At 58.3% G+C, this 20,550-nt stretch carries 21 protein-coding genes and 2 pseudogenes; 12 read left to right on the forward strand and 11 right to left on the reverse strand.

What is annotated here, in order from left to right; translation table 11 throughout:
- Positions 1-109 precede the first annotated feature (109 nt).
- Together speB and APH34_RS21090 are read left to right on the forward strand one after the other, a co-directional pair.
- Positions 110-1,060 carry an agmatinase gene (speB, locus tag APH34_RS21085; protein WP_054902826.1) on the forward strand — a complete coding sequence of 317 codons (951 nt, stop codon included), beginning with the start codon at positions 110-112 and terminating at the stop codon, positions 1,058-1,060.
- A 169-nt stretch (positions 1,061-1,229) separates the two neighbouring features.
- Entirely contained in the window at positions 1,230-2,609 is a 1,380-nt protein-coding gene (locus APH34_RS21090) for a sodium:solute symporter (protein WP_054902827.1), read from the forward strand.
- Between the two features lie 83 nt (positions 2,610-2,692).
- Here APH34_RS21090 and APH34_RS30050 read toward each other — a convergent pair whose 3' ends face one another.
- Both APH34_RS30050 and APH34_RS21095 read right to left on the reverse strand, forming a co-directional pair.
- Positions 2,693-2,821, reverse strand: a complete 129-nt coding sequence (locus tag APH34_RS30050) for a PA1414 family protein (RefSeq protein ID WP_256215799.1) — start codon at positions 2,819-2,821, stop codon at positions 2,693-2,695.
- A gap of 124 nt (positions 2,822-2,945) precedes the next feature.
- Positions 2,946-3,839 (reverse strand): LysR family transcriptional regulator, encoded by an 894-nt coding sequence (locus APH34_RS21095; RefSeq protein WP_054902828.1) that lies wholly within the window; start codon positions 3,837-3,839, stop codon positions 2,946-2,948.
- Between the two features lie 106 nt (positions 3,840-3,945).
- Between APH34_RS21095 and APH34_RS21100 the strand changes: the two genes are divergently transcribed.
- On the forward strand, positions 3,946-5,118 hold the full coding sequence (locus APH34_RS21100) for a YbfB/YjiJ family MFS transporter (protein WP_054902829.1): 1,173 nt from the start codon (positions 3,946-3,948) through the stop codon (positions 5,116-5,118).
- Between the two features lie 61 nt (positions 5,119-5,179).
- On the opposite strand, the gene APH34_RS21105 is transcribed toward APH34_RS21100, so the two are convergent.
- Both APH34_RS21105 and APH34_RS21110 read right to left on the reverse strand, forming a co-directional pair.
- Positions 5,180-6,106 carry a DMT family transporter gene (locus APH34_RS21105; protein ID WP_054902830.1) on the reverse strand — a complete coding sequence of 309 codons (927 nt, stop codon included), beginning with the start codon at positions 6,104-6,106 and terminating at the stop codon, positions 5,180-5,182.
- A 106-nt stretch (positions 6,107-6,212) separates the two neighbouring features.
- Positions 6,213-6,608 carry a hypothetical protein gene (locus tag APH34_RS21110; protein ID WP_054902831.1) on the reverse strand — a complete coding sequence of 132 codons (396 nt, stop codon included), beginning with the start codon at positions 6,606-6,608 and terminating at the stop codon, positions 6,213-6,215.
- A 137-nt stretch (positions 6,609-6,745) separates the two neighbouring features.
- Between APH34_RS21110 and APH34_RS21115 the strand changes: the two genes are divergently transcribed.
- Positions 6,746-7,018, forward strand: coding sequence for a hypothetical protein (locus APH34_RS21115; protein ID WP_054902832.1), 273 nt, complete (start codon positions 6,746-6,748; stop codon positions 7,016-7,018).
- 57 nt (positions 7,019-7,075) lie between these two features.
- Here APH34_RS21115 and APH34_RS21120 read toward each other — a convergent pair whose 3' ends face one another.
- A complete protein-coding gene (locus APH34_RS21120) occupies positions 7,076-8,437 on the reverse strand; it encodes a DEAD/DEAH box helicase (protein ID WP_054902833.1) in 1,362 nt (453 codons plus the stop codon).
- 105 nt (positions 8,438-8,542) lie between these two features.
- Here APH34_RS21120 and APH34_RS21125 point away from each other — a divergent pair.
- Positions 8,543-9,313, forward strand: a pseudogene (locus APH34_RS21125) (mechanosensitive ion channel family protein); the annotation flags it as partial.
- Between the two features lie 232 nt (positions 9,314-9,545).
- On the opposite strand, the gene APH34_RS21130 reads toward APH34_RS21125, so the two are convergent.
- The 3 genes from APH34_RS21130 to APH34_RS21140 form a co-directional block, all read right to left on the reverse strand.
- Entirely contained in the window at positions 9,546-9,737 is a 192-nt protein-coding gene (locus APH34_RS21130) for an MbcA/ParS/Xre antitoxin family protein (RefSeq protein ID WP_054902834.1), read from the reverse strand.
- A 223-nt stretch (positions 9,738-9,960) separates the two neighbouring features.
- On the reverse strand, positions 9,961-10,302 hold the full coding sequence (locus APH34_RS21135; RefSeq protein WP_054902835.1) for a hypothetical protein: 342 nt from the start codon (positions 10,300-10,302) through the stop codon (positions 9,961-9,963).
- Positions 10,303-10,443: 141 nt separating this feature from the next.
- Positions 10,444-10,881: a hypothetical protein gene (locus tag APH34_RS21140; protein ID WP_054902836.1), complete on the reverse strand. Its 438-nt coding sequence runs from the start codon at positions 10,879-10,881 to the stop codon at positions 10,444-10,446.
- Between the two features lie 322 nt (positions 10,882-11,203).
- On the opposite strand from APH34_RS21140, the gene APH34_RS21145 reads away from it, so the two are divergent.
- A complete protein-coding gene (locus tag APH34_RS21145) occupies positions 11,204-11,656 on the forward strand; it encodes a helix-turn-helix domain-containing protein (RefSeq protein ID WP_054902837.1) in 453 nt (150 codons plus the stop codon).
- A 476-nt stretch (positions 11,657-12,132) separates the two neighbouring features.
- Entirely contained in the window at positions 12,133-12,714 is a 582-nt protein-coding gene (locus APH34_RS21150) for a hypothetical protein (RefSeq protein ID WP_054902838.1), read from the forward strand.
- Positions 12,715-13,269: 555 nt separating this feature from the next.
- Here the strand turns inward: APH34_RS21150 and APH34_RS21155 are convergent.
- Positions 13,270-13,482, reverse strand: a complete 213-nt coding sequence (locus tag APH34_RS21155) for a hypothetical protein (protein ID WP_146024524.1) — start codon at positions 13,480-13,482, stop codon at positions 13,270-13,272.
- Positions 13,483-13,556: 74 nt separating this feature from the next.
- Between APH34_RS21155 and APH34_RS30400 the strand changes: the two genes are divergently transcribed.
- Complete coding sequence (locus tag APH34_RS30400) at positions 13,557-13,664, forward strand: helix-turn-helix domain-containing protein (protein ID WP_371263317.1); 108 nt, start codon at positions 13,557-13,559, stop codon at positions 13,662-13,664.
- Between the two features lie 72 nt (positions 13,665-13,736).
- On the opposite strand, the gene APH34_RS21160 is transcribed toward APH34_RS30400, so the two are convergent.
- On the reverse strand, positions 13,737-14,099 hold the full coding sequence (locus tag APH34_RS21160) for a histone-like nucleoid-structuring protein, MvaT/MvaU family (protein WP_054902840.1): 363 nt from the start codon (positions 14,097-14,099) through the stop codon (positions 13,737-13,739).
- Between the two features lie 169 nt (positions 14,100-14,268).
- Positions 14,269-15,276 carry a hypothetical protein gene (locus APH34_RS21165; protein ID WP_054902841.1) on the reverse strand — a complete coding sequence of 336 codons (1,008 nt, stop codon included), beginning with the start codon at positions 15,274-15,276 and terminating at the stop codon, positions 14,269-14,271.
- A 1,023-nt stretch (positions 15,277-16,299) separates the two neighbouring features.
- On the opposite strand from APH34_RS21165, the gene APH34_RS21170 reads away from it, so the two are divergent.
- The 4 genes and pseudogenes from APH34_RS21170 to APH34_RS21190 all read left to right on the forward strand — a co-directional run bounded on the left by APH34_RS21170 (position 16,300) and on the right by APH34_RS21190 (position 20,218).
- Positions 16,300-16,824, forward strand: coding sequence for a toll/interleukin-1 receptor domain-containing protein (locus APH34_RS21170; protein ID WP_054902842.1), 525 nt, complete (start codon positions 16,300-16,302; stop codon positions 16,822-16,824).
- Between the two features lie 644 nt (positions 16,825-17,468).
- A pseudogene (locus APH34_RS21175) lies at positions 17,469-18,161 on the forward strand (DUF421 domain-containing protein).
- Between the two features lie 246 nt (positions 18,162-18,407).
- Positions 18,408-19,202, forward strand: a complete 795-nt coding sequence (locus APH34_RS21180; protein ID WP_054902843.1) for an OBAP family protein — start codon at positions 18,408-18,410, stop codon at positions 19,200-19,202.
- Positions 19,203-19,879: 677 nt separating this feature from the next.
- On the forward strand, positions 19,880-20,218 hold the full coding sequence (locus tag APH34_RS21190) for a hypothetical protein (protein ID WP_054902844.1): 339 nt from the start codon (positions 19,880-19,882) through the stop codon (positions 20,216-20,218).
- Positions 20,219-20,550: the final 332 nt, after the last annotated feature.

Below are 20,550 nucleotides of genomic sequence, written 5' to 3' on the forward strand. Positions count from 1 at the left end.
TGAGCAGACTTGACCGAAATGTCCCTGCCCGCCGGCATGACCACACTGGAGGCGCGCGGCGGCACAGGTTCGAACAAACAGAATAATCGACCGACTGATGAGGCCCACCGTGGACAAAGTTCTCCATCAACCACTGGGCGGCAACGAAATGCCGCGTTTCGGCGGCATCGCCACCATGCTTCGCCTTCCCCACCTGCAAAGCGCCCAAGGCTTGGACGCCGCCTTCATCGGCGTCCCCTTGGACATCGGCACGTCGCTGCGTTCCGGCACCCGCTTCGGCCCACGGCAGATCCGCGCCGAGTCGGTAATGATCCGCCCGTACAACATGGCCACCGGTGCCGCCCCGTTCGATTCGCTATCGGTGGCGGACATCGGCGACGTCGCGATCAATACCTTCAACCTGCTCGACGCCGTGCGCATCATCGAGCAGGCCTACGATGAAATCGTCGAGCACAACGTCATCCCAATGACCCTGGGCGGCGACCACACCATTACCCTCCCCATCCTGCGGGCCCTGCACAAGAAACACGGCAAGATCGGCCTGGTGCACATCGATGCCCACGCCGACGTCAACGACCACATGTTCGGCGAGAAGATCGCCCACGGCACCACGTTCCGCCGCGCCGTGGAAGAAGGCCTGCTCGATTGCGACCGCGTCGTGCAGATCGGCCTGCGTGCCCAGGGCTATACCGCCGACGACTTCAACTGGAGCCGTCGCCAGGGCTTTCGCGTGGTGCAGGCCGAAGAATGCTGGCATAAATCGCTGGAACCGTTGATGGCCGAAGTGCGCGAAAAAGTCGGCGGCGGCCCGGTCTACCTGTCGTTCGACATCGACGGCATCGACCCGGCCTGGGCACCAGGCACCGGCACCCCGGAAATCGGCGGCTTGACCACTATCCAGGCGATGGAGATCATTCGCGGCTGCCACGGCCTGGACTTGATCGGCTGTGACCTGGTCGAAGTCTCCCCGCCTTACGACACCACCGGCAACACCTCGCTGCTCGGTGCCAACCTGTTGTTCGAGATGCTTTGCGTGCTGCCAGGCGTCGTGCGCCGCTGAACCAGCCCGCACCGCCCCGGTGCAGGAGCACTGCTTGATCGCTGTACCCCTGGCAGGAGCCATCTGGGAGGGCCACTGAGGCCCGCCAACACAAGACAAGACCGCCGGGCACCGTGAGAACGCCCGAGCGGTCGATCTCGCCATAATAAAGATAATCGGGAGACCCCCAATGGCCTTGGACATCATCGTTGTAATGATTTATGCCATCGGCATGCTCGGGCTGGGCTGGTATGGCATGCGCCGTGCGAAGACCCACGAAGACTACCTGGTGGCCGGGCGCAACCTGGGCCCGACCTTGTACATGGGCACCATGGCCACCACCGTGCTCGGTGGCGCTTCCACCGTCGGCACCGTGCGCCTGGGCTATGTCCATGGCATCTCTGGCTTCTGGCTCTGCGCGGCGCTGGGCCTGGGGATCATCGCCCTCAACCTGTTCCTCGCCAAACCCCTGCTGCGCCTGAAGATCTTTACCGTGACCCAGGTGCTGGAGCGGCGCTACAACCCTATGGCACGTCAGGCAAGTGCCGCCATCATGCTCGCCTACGCGCTGATGATCGGCGTGACGTCGACCCTGGCCATGGGCACTGTGCTGCAAGTGCTGCTCGACCTGCCGTTCTGGATGTCGTTGCTGCTGGGCGGTGGCGTGGTGGTGATCTACTCGACCATCGGTGGCATGTGGTCGCTGACACTCACCGACATTGTCCAGTTCGTGATCAAGACCGTGGGCCTGATGTTCATCCTGCTGCCGGTGTGCCTGTACAAGGCCGGCGGCTGGGACACCTTGGTCGCCAAGCTGCCGGCGGCCAGCTTCAACTGGACCACCATCGGTTGGGACACCATCATCACCTACTTCCTGATCTACTTCTTCGGCATTCTCATCGGCCAGGACATCTGGCAGCGGGTGTTCACCGCCCGTGACGAAAAAGTCTGCCAGCGCGCCGGGACCACCGCCGGTGTGTACTGCGTGCTGTACGGCCTGGCCTGTGCGCTGATCGGCATGGCCGCACACGTGCTGATGCCCGACCTGGCCAACCCGAACAATGCCTTCGCCGAAATGATCAAGAGCCAGTTGCCAGAGGGCATCCGCGGCCTGCTGATGGCGGCGGCGCTGGCGGCGATGATGTCGACGGCCAGTGCCGGCCTGCTGGCGGCCTCCACCACCCTGACCGAAGACCTGCTGCCCAAGCTACGCGGCGGCAAGCAGTCGAGCCTGGGCATCAACCGCCTGTTCACCCTGCTCACTGGCCTCGTGGTGTTGGGCATTGCCCTGGCGGTGAACGATGTGATCAGCGCCCTGACGTTGGCCTACAACCTGTTGGTCGGCGGCATGCTGATCCCGCTGATCGGCGCCATCTTCTGGAAACGTGCGACCACCGCAGGGGCCATCGCCAGCATGTCGCTGGGCTTTGCCACCGCGCTGTTCTTCATGTTCAAGGATGGGCTGGATGCCAATACGCCGATCTACTACAGCCTGGCGATTGGTCTGGTGAGTTTCGTGGTGGTGAGCGTGCTGTCGCGCAAGACAGTGGGTGCCGTGAAGCTGGCCTGATTCATCAGCGTCTGCAACGACAGACATCAACCAGCATCAAAAAAAGGCCGCTGCATCATGACTGATGCGGCGGCCTTTCTGTTTCAGCGGCGACGCGGTTGGCGCTTGCGCTGCTCTTCATCAGTCGGGATCGGCACCGGCTGCAGGGGTGGAGGTATCAGCCCCAGCGCGACAGCCAAGTCATGGAGCCAGTTGAACATTTGGTTTTTCATAGTGCCCCCTTGACGGGTCAGCCTCACGGTCAATCAATCCTGAGATGTTTCATACAGATCATAGCCCTATGTCCTGTATTACGCATGCCCTTGTTCTTACAGATAAGGGCGAGTTTGACGCGGATCAAGCGGAAACGGCGCATTCCGACGGCTGGTTAATCGTTTCGCTTTGTTGCAGCTCGATCCACGCCTGCAAATTTGCGCCACGCATACCCTGTCGCCACATCAGCCAGGTGACGGCCTGATCGAACGGTGCCTGCAAACGATGGGCACGCACCCGGTCGCGCCCAGGCAGGCTGTCGAGCATCGACTGCGCCATCATCGCTACCCCAGCGCCGGCGATCACGCAGGCCAGCATGCTCTGATACGACTCGATCTCCATCACCCGCCCCATCGGGGTATGGGCATGGGCATACCAGGCCTCCAGGCGCATACGGTAAGAGCAGCCCTGGCGAAACGTGAACACAGCTTTGCCCGCGACATCCCGGGCGCTGTGCACTGCTGGGTGTTCAGGGCTGGTGATCAGCACCAGTTGTTCGTCGCACAAGGGCACGCCGTCCAGCCCGGCCAGGCTAGGAGGCCCATCCACCAGCGCGGCATCGAGACGATGGCCAAGCACCCCCTCGAGCAGCTCGCCGCTGGGTGCCGCCTGCACCTGCAGGTTCACCGCCGGGTAAGCTTGGTGGTAGCGCGCCAGCAGCGCTGGCAGGTGAATGGCAGCCGTGCTGTACATGGTGCCAAGCACAAAATCGCCGGCCGGCTGGCCACCCTGCACTGCCGCAACGGCCTCGTCACGAAGCGCGGCAAGCCGGTTGGCGTAATCCAGCAGTACCTTGCCCGCAGGCGAAAGCTGCAGGCGCTGGCGTTCACGCAGAAACAGCTCGACGCCCAATTGCTCCTCAAGCTGGCGCAAGCGCGTGGACAGGTTCGAAGGTACCCGGTGCAAACGCTCGGCGGCCCGGGTGAGCGAACCCTCCTCGGCAACAGCCTGGAAGATACGCAGTTGGCTGAACTCCATGGCTTTCTCCAAAACAGAACAACTTCATCATCATTATTCAATTTTATTGAAAACAAAAGCCTCTTAACCTGCCATCTATCCGCTTACACCGTGCAGGAGTGTTCTCATGTCACCGCTCGTACAATTGCTGGCCTGCGCCGTGGCCTTGATGATGGCCATGGGTATCGGCCGCTTCGCCCTTACCCCGCAACTGCCGCACATGCTTGCAGAGGGTCAGTTCGACCTGACGGCTGGCGGGCTGGTCGCCGCCGCTAACTACCTGGGCTACTTCATTGGTGCGGCGGATGCCATGTTCGCCCGCACGCCAGCCCAGGTCAGGCTTCGGCTGCTGGGCGGCCTGTGGCTGTGCGTGCTGCTGACCTTGGCCAGCGCCGCCGCTGACGGGTTCTGGGGCCACTTGCTGCTGCGCTTCGGTACTGGTGTGGCGAGTGCCTGGGTGCTGGTGATGATCACCAGCCTCAGCCAACAGGTGGCCAATGCCCACAACCGCCCCCAACTGGGCGCCATGGTGTTTGCCGGCCCTGGCCTAGGCATCGCCCTCACCGGTTTGCTGGCACTGGGTGCGCACCTGCTGGGCCTGGGCTCGGCGGCGCTGTGGCTGGTGTATGCCGGCGCCGCGCTGGTGCTGCTCCTGGCCACGCAACCATGGCTGCCCAAGGCGCTGGAGCCCGCCGTGGCACCCAGCCCCGCGCCACAAGGGGCGACGCGCAGCGCTGGCATTGGCCGCCTTGGCCTGGTGTATGCCTTGTATGGTGTGGGTTACATCCTGCCGGCCACGTTCCTGTCGCAGATGGCCAACCAGCAGATGCGCGGTAGCTGGACCGCCGACCTGTTCTGGCCAGCCTTTGGCCTGGCTGCGGCTTTAGGTGTGTTGGCAGTGAGTGCACGGCGTGCCGGCCGAACCTCGGCATGGCTGGCCGCCACCTTGTGGCTGCAGGCCTTGGGCGTGCTGGCTTGCCTGATGGGCGGCGGCATTGGCCTGGCGTTGGGCGTCGTGTTGTGCGGCACGCCATTCCTGGCCTGCATGCAATTGGTGATGCAGCGCTCCCGGGAACTGGCGCCCCATGCGACGCAGCGTAATGCCGGGTTGCTGACCGCCTGTTTTGCACTCGGACAGCTAAGCGGGCCTTTGCTGGCGGCGCTGAGCAACCATTACAGTGGCAGCCTGCAGCCGGCGCTGGTGCTGGCTGCAGCGGGGCTGGGCGTGGCGGGCGCGTTGGTGCTTACCCGTACTCGCAGCACCCAGGCTTGCGAGGTTGCTGGCCGGGTGGCTTCGTGAACGCGGGTTGATCAGTGCGGCCCTGTCCCGACAAGTCGGCGACAGGGCCGTTACACACTCTCTACCCTACGAGCCGGCGTAACTGCTGCTTCACCCACGGCTCGGCGCTCACCAGCACTACACCAAGCAAAACCATCACCGCTCCCAGCACGAAGTTCACGCTCAGCGGCTCATCCAGCAGCAGCACCCCAAACGTCACACCGAACAACGGTGTGATGAACGAAAACACCGCCAGGTTCGACGCGAGGTACTTACGCAGCAGCCAGAACCAGGTCAGGTAACTGACGAATGACACCACGATGCCCTGAAACAGCACGCTGCCCACTGCCAGCGGCGTCCATACCACCGCACCGATCTGCCCGCTGAGCAAGGCAATCAGCAGCAAACCACCAAAACCGACCGCCAGCTGGTAAAACAGGGTGAGCGTGGCCGGTGCCTCGGACAACCGTGAACCACGCACCACCACTGTAGTCGCCCCCCAGGCCAGGCCCGCCAGCACGCCCAAGGCATCGCCCAGCAGCATTCGCCCATCCATCTGCTCAAACGACAGGCCACCGGCAAAGGCCGTGGCAATCCCTCCGAACGACAGCAGGATACCCAGCCACTGCAACAGGCGCAGACGCTCGCTGGGCAACATGAAATGCAGGCCGAGCGCAGTGAACACCGGTGCGGTGTAGAGGAATACCGACATGTGCGCCGCCGAGGTCAGCTTCAGCCCTTCGGCAATGAACAAAAACTCCAGGCCGAACAAACCGCCCGCCAGCAACCCGCCGCGCCACGTGCTGCCCACCTGACCCCAGCCCCCCCGCCAGCAGATCATCAGCCCCACCAGCACGGCGGCGATGCCGTTGCGCAGGGCCGCCTGCATCACTGGGGCGATATCCACTGCGGCGGTCTTGATCAGCACCTGCTGGCAGCCCCAGATCAGGCATAGCCCCAGCATGACCTGGAAGGCGAAAGCATCGGGGTTCTTGCGGGCCGCGGTCATGAGCGGCCCTCCTGAGTGGTCAATGGCATCGGACAAGGCTCGGCAGTGTTCAAAGAAACCCGATTATCGGTTTTCCTTGCCTGCCCGTGCCAGCCTCAAAACGACCTCAAGCGATCTGTGCCTTGGACGAGACCTTGTCGAACGTGGCCTCGTCCAGTGGATCCTCCTGCTCATTGAGCACCTCGCGGGGGTGTGTATCGCCTGGGATACTCCTGTCGAGCAGGCTCAAAAGCCGTGAACCGCGCGGTGTGAGCACGAAATTTTCGCCATTGCCGCCCTCTTCTGGGGGCCGGGTTTCGATGAAGCCACGTTCGAACAGCAGCTTCTCATACTCGCAGGCGCGGGTTTTAAGGTGGTCTACATCTCCCACCGGTTGACCCTCGGAGGCCATCGCGGCGGCATGTTGTTCGGCATAGGGGCGTGGCGTGAAGCTGTGGTCGGCGCCATTCTGCACTTCGTGCAACAAGCGCTCGATCAGGTCCCAGTCGTAAGTGATGCTCATGGTCATGGCCTCTTGCTGTGGACGCGTGGGGTACACAGCTTGGGACACGGCGGCAGCGAGGAGCGTTCCGAAAAATTCTGAACTTCCCGGCGTGCAAAAACCTCCACCACGCATAGCCACCGCTGGAGGTGAAAAGGATGAAACCACTACTGCGCATCGCCTGTGCGACCGCCCTGTTCTGCGCCCTGCCCGCCTGGGCATGCACCCCAGAAGAGGCAACCCAGAAACGTGAAGAACTGGCCGGGCTGGTGAGCCAGTTGACCGAACAGAACCCGCAAAAAGCCAAGGAGATCAATGACGAGCTCCAGGGGATGGAGCTGGGGACGGCGAGTAAGGACTTGCCCGACAAGTGTCAGTTGATCGACAAGCGGATCAAGGAACTGAAGGAGGCGCAGAAGAAAGCTGACTGATGTGGGGTGGTGTTGGCCCTGTCGCCGGCACGCCGACGACAGGGCCTGGCAAGGCCATTACTCGGCTGCAGGCTTGCGCTTCTTCAGCGGCGCCAGGCCATCGGAGCTGGCCAGGGGCGCGTTGGCTTTCGGCTTGGCAGTTGGCTTGCGCTTGGCGGTGGCCTTCTTGTCGCCGGTTTTCTTCTCGACCTTCTTCTTCTTGGTGCCGGCAGCCTTGCCCGACGCCTTGACCTTCTTCGGCCCGTTGTAAGTCCCTTTGACTTCCTTGATCACCCGACGCTCGAACTGCTGCTTGAGGTAGCGTTCGATGCTGGACATCAGGTTCCAGTCATTATGGGTGATCAGCGAGATGGCCAGGCCTTCACCCCCGGCACGGCCGGTACGGCCGATACGGTGCACATACTCGTCGCCGCTGCGTGGCATGTCGAAGTTGATCACCAGGTCCAGGCCGTCGATGTCCAGGCCACGGGCTGCCACGTCGGTGGCCACCAGTACCTTGGAGCTGCCCTGCTTGAAGCGCTCGATGGCCAACTTGCGGTCCTTCTGGTCCTTCTCGCCGTGCAGCACGAAGGCCTTCACGTCCTTGGCCACCAGGTGACCGTAGATACGGTCGGCCAGGGCGCGGGTATTGGTGAAGATGATCGCCTTGTCGAAGGTTTCATTGGCCAGCAGCCACTGCACGATCTGTTCTTTGTGCTGGTCGTGGTCAGCGGTGATGATCTGTTGGCGGGTGCCTTCGGCCAGCTGCGAAACACTGTTGAGCATCAGATGCTCGGGGTCCTTGAGCACCTTGCCGATCATGTCGCGCAGGGCCGCACCACCGGTGGTGGCCGAGAACAGCAAGGTCTGCTCGCGGTGTTCGCATTCCTTGCACAGGCGCTCCATGTCCTCGGCAAAGCCCATGTCGAGCATGCGGTCGGCTTCGTCGAGGATCAGCACCTTGACGTGGGACAGGTCCAGGTTGCCAGCATTGAGCTGCTCCAGCAGGCGGCCCGGGGTGCCGATCAGCACGTCCGGCACCTTGCGCAGCATGGCGGCCTGCTCCTTGAAGTCTTCACCGCCGGTCACCAGGCCCGACTTGATGTAGGTGAACTGCGAGAACAGCTGCACTTGCTTGAGGGTTTGCTGGGCCAGCTCGCGGGTAGGGAGCAGGATCAGCGCGCGGATCTCGACACGCGGGCCGCTCAGGTCGACCAGGCGGTTGAGCAACGGCAGGACAAAGGCCGCCGTCTTGCCGCTGCCGGTCTGCGCCGTCACGCGCAGGTCACGCCCTTGCAGGGCCAGGGGAATGGCCGCGGCCTGCACCGGGGTTGGCTCGACAAATTTAAGCTCGGCCACGGCTTTAAGCAGGCGTTCATGCAGGGCGAATTGGGAGAACACGGAGGTAACCTCAGGCAAGTGCGGGAAATTCAGTGGCATAGGGTAACGTTTTCTGCCGCCGGAGCCGAATTTCTTTTGGCAACTTTGTCGCCATCCGCGCTCTAATGGGCCTTCGTTTCGCAAGCAAAGACCGTTCTGAAGCTCATGGATATACAAAAAATCTGGCGTGACAGCCTCGACCTGTGGGGCACCCTCGATCAACACCCCATGCTCCACGCCGCACTGGGCCTGGCCGTATTGCTGCTGATTTCCCTGCTGATCGGCCGCCTGGCACGCTTTCTGATACTGCACGCAACCCGCCTGCTGGCCCGCCAGCCCGCGCTTCGATGGCTCGACGACCTGCGCCATAACAAGGTTTTCCATCGCCTGGCTCAGACTACACCGTCGCTGGTCATCCAGTTCGGGCTCAAGCTGGTGCCGGAGCTGTCCGAGACCGCCCAGCACTTTTTGGGCAATGTTGCGCTGGCCTTCACCCTGCTGTTCATGACCATGGCGCTGTCATGCTTGCTCGATGGCCTGCTGGACATCTATGCACGTACCGAACACGCCCGCACCCGCTCGATCAAGGGCTATGTGCAACTGGCCAAGATGATGCTGTGGATCTTCGCCTTGATCGTCATCGTCGCCACCCTGATCGACCGCTCGCCGCTGTTGCTGCTGTCGGGTCTGGGCGCGATGTCCGCGGTGCTGCTGTTGGTGTACAAGGACACCTTACTGTCGTTTGTCGCCAGCGTGCAGCTGACCAGCAACGACATGCTGCACGTCGGCGACTGGATCGAAATGCCCCAGGTCGGCGCCGATGGCGACGTGGTCGACATCACCTTGCACACGGTGAAGGTGCAGAACTTCGATAAAACCATCGTTTCCATCCCTACCTGGCGCCTGATGAGCGAGTCGTTCCGCAATCGTGGTCTATAACCGCGGATAATATACTACCTACGCCACAGACCCCGTAAACCCTGGCCTCATAGATAGTACACATACTACCAATTCATATACTATCTGCCACCCTCCTGCGTAACCCCTTTCCCGCCCAGCCCGCGCCTTGAGCCCCATTCCGCTTCCCCCTGTGGGCAAGATCCGCGCTCAATATCCGTTGCTATTCTCGCAGTTGATTTCGCGATGACGCGTAGTTACGTCATGCTTGTCAGCAGCAGTAGCCGTGAGCAATCCGCTCCAGGGTCTGGACGACCAGACGATTGCCAGCCTCCTCACGTGCAAGCTCCAGCGCAGAGCAACCTTCAAATGCGGCCCGAGGCTGCGACAACCAAACGGCAGCTTTGGCTCTGTCACCAAACACCTGCTCAGCCCGCAGCCAGAGGCGCTCAATCCGATCCATAGATGCCCTCCCAGCCCTTGGTGTTGGTCGTCCAAAATCGCTCAACCCGAGCTAGCTAGGCGTGACATACGATGCCAGACCTAAGTAAATTCCTGCATTTCCCGCTCACTTGAACACCTTCTGAAAACCAGCACCGCCTCACTGGTAAATTCTGAGAAAATGAGACAGCGCAAACCCACATCCTGAAGTTCACTCCTTTCAAACTCCAGCTCAGGCAGGAACATCAATGAACGAAGCCTAGATTTTCCTTCCCATTACTTGCCGCCCAGTCGCATATCACATAACAACTGTTCATGGTGTGGACTATCAAGTAGCCCCGCCGCTCTTCAGTCTTCATAATTATTGATGTGCAAATTGTCGAGCCATCAGTAAACCGCTTACGGTCGTCGCCAAAAATCACGCCGATCATGTACGCCTCCCCCTCCCCGTACTGCACAGAGGAAAGATAGGCCGTTACGGTCACGTCGAACTGCGTGTCCATGGCTTTTGCGACACCGCTCGGTATCGCGGCGCAGTCACTCCAAGCCGGCTTATTGGTAAACGGCGGAACTCTAAGCTTACTCACCCTGAAAATTTCCTTTAATAGTTACTGCCCCGACGTCAAAACCGGTCACCCGACTGAGCACTGCTTCTCAGCGCAGAGAAACGAATATTGGAGCTTGCGGCCCCATTGCACGACCAGGGAGGAAAGCGGCACCTGCAGGCGTTAAAGATCGTGCACCAGCAATCCTGCGGCACTTCGAATGTCGGGATTTTTCAGCGCGGCCACCGCAGGCTGACTCACATATTTGCGTCCACCACGGCCGGCAAGCACCACCAAGACATCCCCGGTTTCAAACAGGCAGCCGTAGAATTCTCGCTCGTAATCGGTCACAAGACCGTCCCCCGCGGGAATGCATTCTCGGTTATCAAAGACCACGTTGTGGGCGTAGAGAATGGTGGGCTGACGCCCCTCCCCTTCGATCTCAGCGCGCATGCCCTCGGCCAGCAAAACATCCAGCAACAACCACTGCCTCACCACACAAACTGCACGGTCGGAAAAGTCCTTTTGAACGATGCTAATGAGGTCGCCATCGCTGAGGCTCGACCCATTAAGATTCCGTGCCTCCCCGTACAGGATGTCTGCAATTAGAACTGATTCCACCGCCTTCCTCGCTTACTCCAACGCACAGCTAAACCGCCTCGACATGATGATTCGGACAAGAAAAGATCAATTTTCATCGTTGATGGATAGCTAACGGGCCACACAGAGTGCGGGCCGAGGCTTGCCACACGGTGACGCTACTCATTTACGATTTAGAGATATATTGAAGAGCCCCCTCCGGGCCAGGGCCTGCGGTCAGAGGGCTACCCCCAATTACAGCCGAAGCTGACAGAGCCACCTGATTCCCACAGCGATGAATATATACATTTGAGTGAGCGCACGCAAACGCGGCATACCCTCCGCTTTTATCAGGGCGGATGAAATGAGTCTTCGAGATGCCTTTGCGGCCGTGCTCCAGCTTTTGCGAGAGCAGCAGCAGCTTTCGCAATACGATGTCGCTGGAGGTGTGACTCAGTCACACATCAGTCGACTGGAAGGCTTGAAATCCAATGCCACTCTGGAAACCAGCCAAGAGCTCGCGAAAGCGCTGAACTTGCATCCGATCGCTTTCCTGGCGCTCGTGCACGCAGCTGATGAGCAGAAAACCGCGAGGCAGATTCTGGAGCAGGCGCTCGACCAGTTGGAGCGCATGGAGCTGATCGATGCGCCACTCCCCACCGAGCCAGTCAAGCAAGCACATCCTCGCACCAGGAGCGCTGAGGCAGTTTTGTTGAAGGTGCAGGCGCTGAAGGCTGAGGGCAAGACTCAATCAGAGGCCATGGCGTTGCTGGACTTACCTAGATCCACTCTGAGCCGTTACTGGAGAAAATGCTAACCCTCTCTCGACCTGTCCGCTTCAAGCGCGGCCAGCCAAGCGTAGTAGCCGTATGGATGCACTCTGAGGAGTGGGCCTGCGACCCTTAAAGTATTGATGCCCAAAAGAGCCACGCCCAGCCTGCTGGCGAGCTCCTCTGCAGCAGCAGATGCCAAAGATCAGGCCCGTGCCACTGTGATCAGCACACCCTCAACCTAGCCAAACTTCGCATCCCTAGCACAAAGTATTAAAGCAGCAAGGAACGATGATAGAGCGCTTGCACCCAAATTCGAAGCCTTGCTATCCTGCTGACGAGGGCCAAGTGCCCAGGTTGCCGTATACCGCCCCGCTGTGTTGGGAAAGCACGGTGTTGTGCCTGCTTACCACATTACTCCCCGTGGCCAGCCCGGCTAGCAGCAAGCTCAGCAAAGCGCGTCTGATCTGCAAAGATCTCGTCTAACGAGTGCTTTTTCGGCCATGACACCGGAGTCAATGTCATGCGTTTCAATGCCGAAACCATCCTGGAAACCTTTAAAACCACCAAGGTTGCGGATGCCCCAAAGCTCAAACACACCCAGTACCTTCGTTACCTGGCTCAGCGCCTGGGCTACCAAGATTATGAGCACTTCAAGGGCTGCCTGAAGACGGCGCCATCCGACCGCCTCGGTGACTTTTACACTACGCTCATGAAGAAAATCTGCGCCTTGCGTGTTCCCGAAGAGGGTATCGCGCATGTGCGGTTCAGTCATTTTGACGGCAAGTCGATCGGCTATGACTCTTACTTCATTGGATGGGATAGAAACGGGAGGGAGGTTCGTATGCCCAAGCCCGGTTACGAGCAATTGGCGATCATGGACTTCCGCGCGTTTTATGAAGAGCCGCTCTATGTGATCGAGACCGGCGCTGAGCTGTCAGCCTGGCGGTGGAACTGGGGGTCGTTTGCAGCCGTCCCAGTGGCGCTAGCAAAAGCCAATTTCCCCTCACTGTTCCTGAAGGAGCACCTGGTCGTCACCGATCCTCCCCTTCAGAAAATCAAACGCAGAATCCGTCGCGCGCAGAAGAAGAGCGGCCTGATTTAACCCTCCGGCGGGCGATCAGTCGGTCGCCCGCCTCCATCCTTTCGCAGCTCACATATCTTATCCATCCGGACAGCATCGTAACCCTGCTGTGGCTTCTCATCTCGTACCTGGTAAACAGGGCCACTTCATTCCTAGCTTCTGACCACCCGCGATCAGACAACTCCTACTAGGACTGCGGACAGCACGATCCGCCATGCTTACTGCCGCTGGTACCTCTCAGTGACGTCATCAATCCATCATTTTTCTGTCAATCCCGTCGCCTAGAGTGTGTTCGCCAGTGTGCACAGGACTTGATCACAATGTATTTTCAGCATCATAGCGGGACTTCCCTAGGAGACATCAGTATCCGAGAGGACGCGAACGGTACGACTTGCAGGCTTGTAATCTCCTGGGTTGACTCGGCCTCGTTCAGACGGGCACTTGAGCGACGCTACCATTGGGATTGCTGAAAGCAGAAGAAATTCAGGCGCTCATTAAGCCATTCACTGGCATGAAAACAGGAAAGAATACATTTGTACTCCACCTATCCCGCGTCAGCTTCCCCCTGTCGCACAATCAGGGCCCAGTCATCCGCCGCTCTCCCGCCTCAATCATTCTGGGGATGAAGTCCGGATCGTCAGACGTTTTGGGGACATGCGAGGCGCTGTTGATACGCATCAAGTGAGCTTTGATCTCATGAGCAATACGCGCCGCGTCTTTTGCTGACCACCACTGAGTGAGCTGTTCAGCGATTTCATCGGCCCCATGGTCAGCCTTGGCCACGTCCAACAAAAGCCTCGTCGTCAGCCTGAGGTGGGCATCTTGTAATCCACAAGCCTGGTCAGCCAGCACGGCAAGCGAAGATTGAAGCGGTGCTCAAAGCCAAAGCGGCTGGCAAATCCAAGCGAGAAATCTCAGATGAGCTTGGCATTCCATGGTCGACGGTAAACGACATATGGAAGAAAGGCTGATCTGCTACCTCACCAATTTCCCTGACACAAAAAAACGGCCAGATTGGCCGTTTTGAGTGCAGCAACAATAAATCAGGAAACCCAAGCTTCTACTTCTTCGGCCCCGTACTGCGCCTTCCACTCTTTCAGCAGCTTGTGATTGCCGCCTTTTGTCTCGATTATCTCCCCGTTATGCGGGTTCTTGTACTGCTTAACTTGGCGTGCACGACGCGGCGATTTCTCTGCCACAGCCGGGGCGCTACGACGACCCGCTTGAGGATCCAGCAGGTTGATGATGTCACGCAGGCTGAAGCCGTACTTGTTCAGCAAATCACGAAGCTTTTCTTCAAATTCGATTTCTTTCTTCAGCTCGGTGCTGCCCTTCATCGCCTCGAGCTCAGCGAGCTGCGCGGCCAGGGTCTGCTCAAGCTTTCGGAATTCTGCCAAACGAGACATATGTAGTCCTCAGGTATTTAAAAAAGTGCTTACAGGTTAACCCAAATGTGGAGCTGGGCCTAATGAATTTGATGCTGCAACGTGGAGTTAGTTCACCACAACAGCACTTGCAGGCTCAGCAGCAATATAAGGAAACTATATCCATCTCACTAATTAGGCCTGTGCTGCTTCACACACCTACCTGAGCAAAGCGCTGCGCGTCTAAGGACGTTACCGCCGAGAAGCCAGCACCCTTTTTAAAGCTCATATTGTGAACAAAGTTTTTCATCGCATCTGAAGGGTCGATGGCTTCGAGGTTAAGACCTTCGACAGTGGCACGGGAGAATGCAACGCTGAGGATCGGCTGATCCTCCATGTGCCCGGTAGAGCTGTTCAGCACGTTATCCATCGCCGTAACGATGACGAGGTCGTCCGGCAAGATGGCCAGCAGCTCGCGGCCTACCCGCAGTGCGCAACTGCACACGTAATCCTGGTGGAGTTCGTTGAAGCGGCCTGCAGGCATCGCCTTGGTCGACAGTTTTCCGCTTTTGAGCAGCGATTTGATCTCGGTGGGAATGACGTGCGAGCCGTGAATAGCCAGCTTTGCTTCCAGCACGCCTCCCTCATGAACGATCATCTGTATGGATGAGCCAAGGTGCGAAATTTCCTCGAACGACTCGAACGCCTCGATAGCGTCGAGCTTTGCCTGGCGATCGCCATCAAGAATCCGCAGGGCAATGTCCCGCTCCTCCGACCAATCAGAATGCTGAGTCTTCCATTCTTCAAACTGCGCCTGGAACAGCCGTTCATCTTCAGTTGCGGCAGTGGCGATTTTCGCGATGAGGGCCGCACGCTGACGGCTTTCCAACTTAAACAGCTTGGCCCAGAAGTTTGGACGATAAGTCGCCGAGGCCTGCATAGCGGCCTGTTCAAGGGCCCCGCTTTTCACGGGCGGCTTAGGCTCAGGCTTGGACAGAATCTTCTTCCATTTGACCGGCTCAGCGCATTCCTTATGCATCGAGAGCAGGATATCAATGTGGTTCTCATACACCTCGACTTCGTAGGCCGCCTGTTCGAGGGCCTCCATTCTCGCGAACTCTTTCTGCCGCTTCTCCAGCTCACGTTGGCGGCGATGCGCATTACGTTCTGCTCGCCTTGCAGACGCTTGCAGAGATCGAACTGTCCCTTTCCAACCCATCACAATATTCCTTACTGGCTTCGTGATGGCACATTAACATAGCCGCTATCACAGCTTGAACTGGCTGCATCATTTGATCCCGTCTCGCCCCTAGCGACAATGATTTCTCCACGGAACTGCAGGTTATTCAGCCGAAAGAGGTAGGCCAAAGACGAGGTGGAGTGCTACTTCGAGATACAACACATCGGGCCCTGATCCAGCATGTGGCCTGATCATCTATTACTCAGGGAGATGGGTACCAGTGAAGCTCACAACGCGGGTATCTCACGGTCTTCGTCCACGGCCACAGGCTTTGGGAATTGAGCGTGACCATCGCTCCCGTTTGGGAGCTTTGGATAGAAAGAGGTAAATGATGACCGCTAGCCTACGACGCGTTGCTGGCGGTGAACTCAGAGTTGATTTTTGTGGGAGCGGGCTTGCCCAGCGAACACGGGCGTAGCCCGTGCCAGCTACCTCCAATGCATGGGCCGGCCGCTTCGCGGGACAAGCCCACTCCCACATAATTACTGGCAACTGCACTGGCACCCCTGGGTCGAAAACAGCCAGTGGTGACCGACCGCAATCGATTCTTTGCAGCCGTTCGAGGTATCTACGAAACCGAGTTCAATTCAGCCACACAAGCGCACTCGAAAGTTCCTTCCATAGTTTCCGCTGCTTGCCAGCGATCCACGTTTCGCTATACCCCAAAAGGGTTGCATGGCACGTTGATATCAGTAATCCTTCAGTTTAGGCGCTTCAAACTGGCATGATTTTCTAGCGCTGAACCTATGGGATTGTCCCGCTAATGCCATGACTGAGGCAGGGCACGTACAAGGCGCACATTGCGTTTGGGGAGTCAGAATCGATATGGCGACATGCACCGCACCTAGTAAGGGTCACCGCTCCGCAAGCGCGGCAGCAAATTGTCCTGCGTGTAGAAATCGCTATGGGGGCTATGGAGCACGCTCATATTCCTCCACCTCATACTCTTCTCCGTCATCATCCTCTTCATCTGGTGGGGGTGGGGGGCGCACGTCACGTGCTTTGCCCAGTGGAGTTCCGGAAATCTATCGTCGTCCGCTATCTGAGGTACCAAGCCTAGTCCGCAGCGAGGTTCCAACTCCGGCGCAGTCGAACGGGCAAACCTATGACGTGTTCATATCTCATGCATCTGAGGACAAGGACGAGTTTGTCAGGCCATTGGCCAATGCGTTGATTGCAGTTGGGCTCAAGGTATGGTTTGACGAAATGACACTTCGTATCGGGGACAGCTTGCGTCAAAAAATTGATAAAGGCTTGGTTAATAGCCGCGTTGGACTTGTGGTTCTGTCCCCAGCGTTTATCAAGAAGGGATGGACGAATTACGAATTGGACGGGATCGTTACCCGCTCGGTTTCTGGCGAACAGATATTGCTGCCGATTTGGCACAACATCACCAAGCAGCAGGTGATGGATTTCAGTTCTTCGATCGCGGACAAGGTGGCGCGCAGCACCGCGGTGCACACCATTGATGAGATCGCTGCTGAGATCGCCGATTTGCTAAAGTCTAATGATGCCCAAGCATCCTAACATCAAGCGTCCACACAGCATGCCTGGAGATAATCGGGCATGCCCATCCGCTGTTGCCTGCCCTTGGGACATCCCGGCAGGCTAATCGCCTTCTCCTCCCCAGGGGGGCCGCCAGATTCAAGGTGTCGACAGCAATGCCAATGGATGCCTACGGATTCAACTTCGCCATTGGAGTACCGAAACACCAGCCATTCTTGTGCCAAGCCACTTGCAGACTGCTCAGATGCAGATAGTGACAATGACCTCGGACAAAACCAGGTATTGATGATTGGCGGCTCAGAAAAGTGTGGTCGCGAAGACATCATCGTCGCAATCTGAGCTCGGCGAGTCTACGGACATGTTGAGCACTTATGAAATAGCTACTTTCAGTGAATCCCAGCTCAGTTGCCCAAACTGCAACTCACCCCCCAATAATTGGGAGCTTCGTCCAAGGGCGAAGATCTGCTGCCACATAGATATGGGCGCAGTCCCGAAGCGCGCGTCCATCTAACCGCACGTCACCCAGCTACTATGGAATCCAAAGCCTTGCACCAATCAACGTATGGCAAAAGGTCTACTGATCTCGCCGACACCGCCGCATGAACCAAGATCGATAATTGCGGGTCAGTCTGTAACGGGAGATTGCAACTGGCGGGGTACAGCGAATGGTTTCATTTGATCTACAAAGGATGCTCATTGGCGAGTTCCCGCTGACCTTCCTCTTGGAGGTCGCCCTTCGTGTTTCAGCGGCGTTTCTAGCCGTGTTCTTCTTTTTGAAATTCAGTGGTCGACGCGGAATCAGGCAGCTGTCCCGATTCGAGCTCGTGGTGATCCTCACCTTGGGCTCAGCCGCAGGCGATGTGACTTTTTATGAAGATGTACCCCTCCTCCCGGTCGCATTGGTTTTCCTTACGCTCTTGCTGCTCTATCGCGGAACCGTCTACATGATGAGGCGCAGCAAAACATGCGAGGCCTGGATCGATGGACTGCCCATCACGGTCGTAAAGGACGGAATGTACGAGATCCATTAGCTGCGGAATTTGAACATCTCGTCCAACGAGCTCTTCATGGAGCTGCGCCAACAAGGCGTGGAGCATCTCGGCCAAGTTCGACTCGGCCTATTGGAAACCGATGGCGATCTCAGTCTGTATTTCTATGGGCAAGATGACACCCGGCCAGGGCTGTCGGTGCTCCCAGTCGAACATCGTCCGGAGTACCTGGCACCGCCGAACGCGGGCCTTCACTGTTGCGTCAGCTGCGGCTTCCCAACCTTCCATGAACCTCAAGACTCAGTCGTGTGTGAACGCTGCGGACATAACGTCTGGTCACCTGCATTGGATACCGTGCGCAACCGCTAGACCTAATCCACTTAATAGCGCGGGGGTTGGACAGGCACCGTCTTCACTGACGGATTTATTCACGCCCTTTTCACATGCTATGTGGGAGCGTTAGCTATCCCTACGTGTGATAGAAGCTCCCTTGCCCGCCTAGCAGCGGGCTTTCTTTTGCCCGCCATTCCTCATCGACTCGGGCCATTCGTCCGTTGGGCTGTCCGCTTCATCGGCCAAAGCTGTCCTCTAAGGACATCAGCCAGAGGCTTCCTCATGCGACAGCTATTCCAATCGATAACTCTTCCCCTTGCCTGCACTCTGCTGTGGGCATGCGCCGCTCCCGAAACGAAGTCTCCTGTGGAGGCACCAGGCCGGCCAGAGTCGGCAAAAACCCAGTTGCTGGAAACCGGCGCCGCGACGCTGCAGTCCAAGCCGCCCATTGAGGCCATCAACGCCTACCTGGATGGATTTCACTTCTACAACGGCCATCAGGACGTGCAAATGGAAGCGCATCACTACTGCTCCATCCTCAACGAGGATGTCATTCAGTGTGTGATATTCGACGGCAATACCAAGTGTGCGAAGATCATGGGCGTCGAGTACATCATCGACGAGAAGCTGTTTGCCGGATTACCAATCAAGGAGAAGGCGATGTGGCACAGTCATGGCTACGAGGTCGCGTCTGGGCAGCTGATCGCCCCAGGCATCCCTGCTCCTGCTGAACATGCCTTGATGGAGCGACTGGCGCATACTTATGGGAAGACATGGCACACCTGGCACACCGATCAGGATAAATCGCTGCCTGTAGGTGTGCCGCAATTGATGATGGGCTTTACCGCTGATGGCCAGGCTAGCCCGGCGATGGTCGAACAGCGCAATCGGCGCCTGGGTGTGGATGCTGCAAAAACCAAAGCTGAGCGGGCTGACATTCGTATTCCTGATGCTGATCCCCAGGCGAATGGCTGGCAGCACGGTAACGTCATTCAAATCACCGATCCAACCGGTGCCCATTTACATCGCCCTTCAACAGCTACACCATCCACTACAAATAGCCGATCCAGCCAATAGCCGCCTGCATCAGCTTTGTGTGGATGGGGCCTCGGGCGTGTCCCCCCTTTCGGGGGAGCGGCTGTCGTGTACCGCACCCTGGCGCTGCCAGGGTCACGGCCCTACCGGGCTTCCATCCTCACGCCTCCGCCCCTCCATGGGCTGCGCGCTCCGCTTGCTAGTTGCCGACACTCAAATGCCCGGCCTAGTCCTTGTCTCAAAGTGAACGATCAGCACACCGCGACACTCCATGTACCGCACCGTGTTTAGTGATCAGCACGGCGAGGGAAGGATTCTGATCAACGTCCATGGAGAGGAAAACTGTGAGCGTCACCTTGAGATGTCTCAAATGCGGTGGGCAAGACCTTGTAGTACCACAGAGGTTGAACAAGAAGGCTATCCTCACGTGCCGAGGGTGTGCCGCCATTGCCAATTATGGCGATCTGATGGAGGCAGAAGGTAGACGGCTGATTGCCGACATCAGGCAGCGCCTGCCTCTCTTGGACGCCGGGTAGTGGCATACCGAGCGCGGACAACTGCACAAGCTATGCAGCAACCTTTATTACACGATTCGTTGCGCTTCACGATCTTTCGCGCACCCGGTCAGCTAATACGAAAGTAAAGGGAGCGTCCCTAATTCGCCAAGCATCTCACCAGAACACACAGGCTCTCTGTGTGACCACACGAGGTGCGAGATCATGGCAAACGATCAAGAAAAAACCGGTCAGCAAGGTGGCACCACTCAAAACAATCCTGATGGCTTCGAGAATGATCCACACCGACCATCTGAGCCTGATCAAAGAGGTGGACAGTTGTCGGAGAGCGAATCCGACCTTCAACGAGATTTGCATCAAGATGGTCAGGATTTAGGCGGTGGGTACCAAAGCGATCACCAGGGCGCAGTTGGTACAGCTCATAGAGGCGGCATGGGAGGTCATACCACGGGGCCCAAATCGGACAATGGCCAAAGCGAAATTGACGAAGCTTCGCAAGCGGTGCAGGACGAAGACAGCGGCATGACTGAAGACAACCGGTAAGGTTGTTTAGGGCCAGGGGAGCTGGAAGCCCTGGCCTTGCTCATGGCCCCGCTCTATTTGCAGTAAACAGTACAGAGCTCATTAACTCGTGTCGTGAAGCTTTGGCTCATCATCCCCATGACAGGTCGACCGGGGCGCTCGCCAGACGCATCGTTCCCATCGTCCATGGATTGCCCCCCCATCAGCTTCTCACTCGCCACTAGCTGAGCAGCCCGAACAGGTCACCACTAATCTCATTACGCTGGCTGAGGTCGAGCAACAGCACCTCCGCTTTGCTGTAGCGGAAACCCTCCCGGTAAATCCGCCCCCTCATGCGCAGCCTTTGTCAGCAA

It is taken from the genome of Pseudomonas sp. NBRC 111131 (genome assembly GCF_001320525.1).
Lineage (GTDB): Bacteria > Pseudomonadota > Gammaproteobacteria > Pseudomonadales > Pseudomonadaceae > Aquipseudomonas > Aquipseudomonas ceruminis.

Excerpts from the sequence above, each read along its gene's own strand:
- APH34_RS21090 (WP_054902827.1), top strand. The coding sequence starts at position 1,230 with ATGGCCTTGGACATCATCGTTGTAATGATTTATGCCATCGGCATGCTC.
- APH34_RS30050 (WP_256215799.1), bottom strand. The coding sequence starts at position 2,821 with ATGAAAAACCAAATGTTCAACTGGCTCCATGACTTGGCTGTCGCGCTG.
- APH34_RS21095 (WP_054902828.1), bottom strand. The coding sequence starts at position 3,839 with ATGGAGTTCAGCCAACTGCGTATCTTCCAGGCTGTTGCCGAGGAGGGT.
- APH34_RS21100 (WP_054902829.1), top strand. The coding sequence starts at position 3,946 with ATGTCACCGCTCGTACAATTGCTGGCCTGCGCCGTGGCCTTGATGATG.
- APH34_RS21105 (WP_054902830.1), bottom strand. The coding sequence starts at position 6,106 with ATGACCGCGGCCCGCAAGAACCCCGATGCTTTCGCCTTCCAGGTCATG.
- APH34_RS21110 (WP_054902831.1), bottom strand. The coding sequence starts at position 6,608 with ATGAGCATCACTTACGACTGGGACCTGATCGAGCGCTTGTTGCACGAA.
- APH34_RS21115 (WP_054902832.1), top strand. The coding sequence starts at position 6,746 with ATGAAACCACTACTGCGCATCGCCTGTGCGACCGCCCTGTTCTGCGCC.
- APH34_RS21120 (WP_054902833.1), bottom strand. The coding sequence starts at position 8,437 with ATGCCACTGAATTTCCCGCACTTGCCTGAGGTTACCTCCGTGTTCTCC.
- APH34_RS21130 (WP_054902834.1), bottom strand. The coding sequence starts at position 9,737 with ATGGATCGGATTGAGCGCCTCTGGCTGCGGGCTGAGCAGGTGTTTGGT.
- APH34_RS21145 (WP_054902837.1), top strand. The coding sequence starts at position 11,204 with ATGAGTCTTCGAGATGCCTTTGCGGCCGTGCTCCAGCTTTTGCGAGAG.
- APH34_RS21150 (WP_054902838.1), top strand. The coding sequence starts at position 12,133 with ATGCGTTTCAATGCCGAAACCATCCTGGAAACCTTTAAAACCACCAAG.
- APH34_RS21160 (WP_054902840.1), bottom strand. The coding sequence starts at position 14,099 with ATGTCTCGTTTGGCAGAATTCCGAAAGCTTGAGCAGACCCTGGCCGCG.
- APH34_RS21165 (WP_054902841.1), bottom strand. The coding sequence starts at position 15,276 with ATGGGTTGGAAAGGGACAGTTCGATCTCTGCAAGCGTCTGCAAGGCGA.
- APH34_RS21180 (WP_054902843.1), top strand. The coding sequence starts at position 18,408 with ATGCGACAGCTATTCCAATCGATAACTCTTCCCCTTGCCTGCACTCTG.
- APH34_RS21190 (WP_054902844.1), top strand. The coding sequence starts at position 19,880 with ATGGCAAACGATCAAGAAAAAACCGGTCAGCAAGGTGGCACCACTCAA.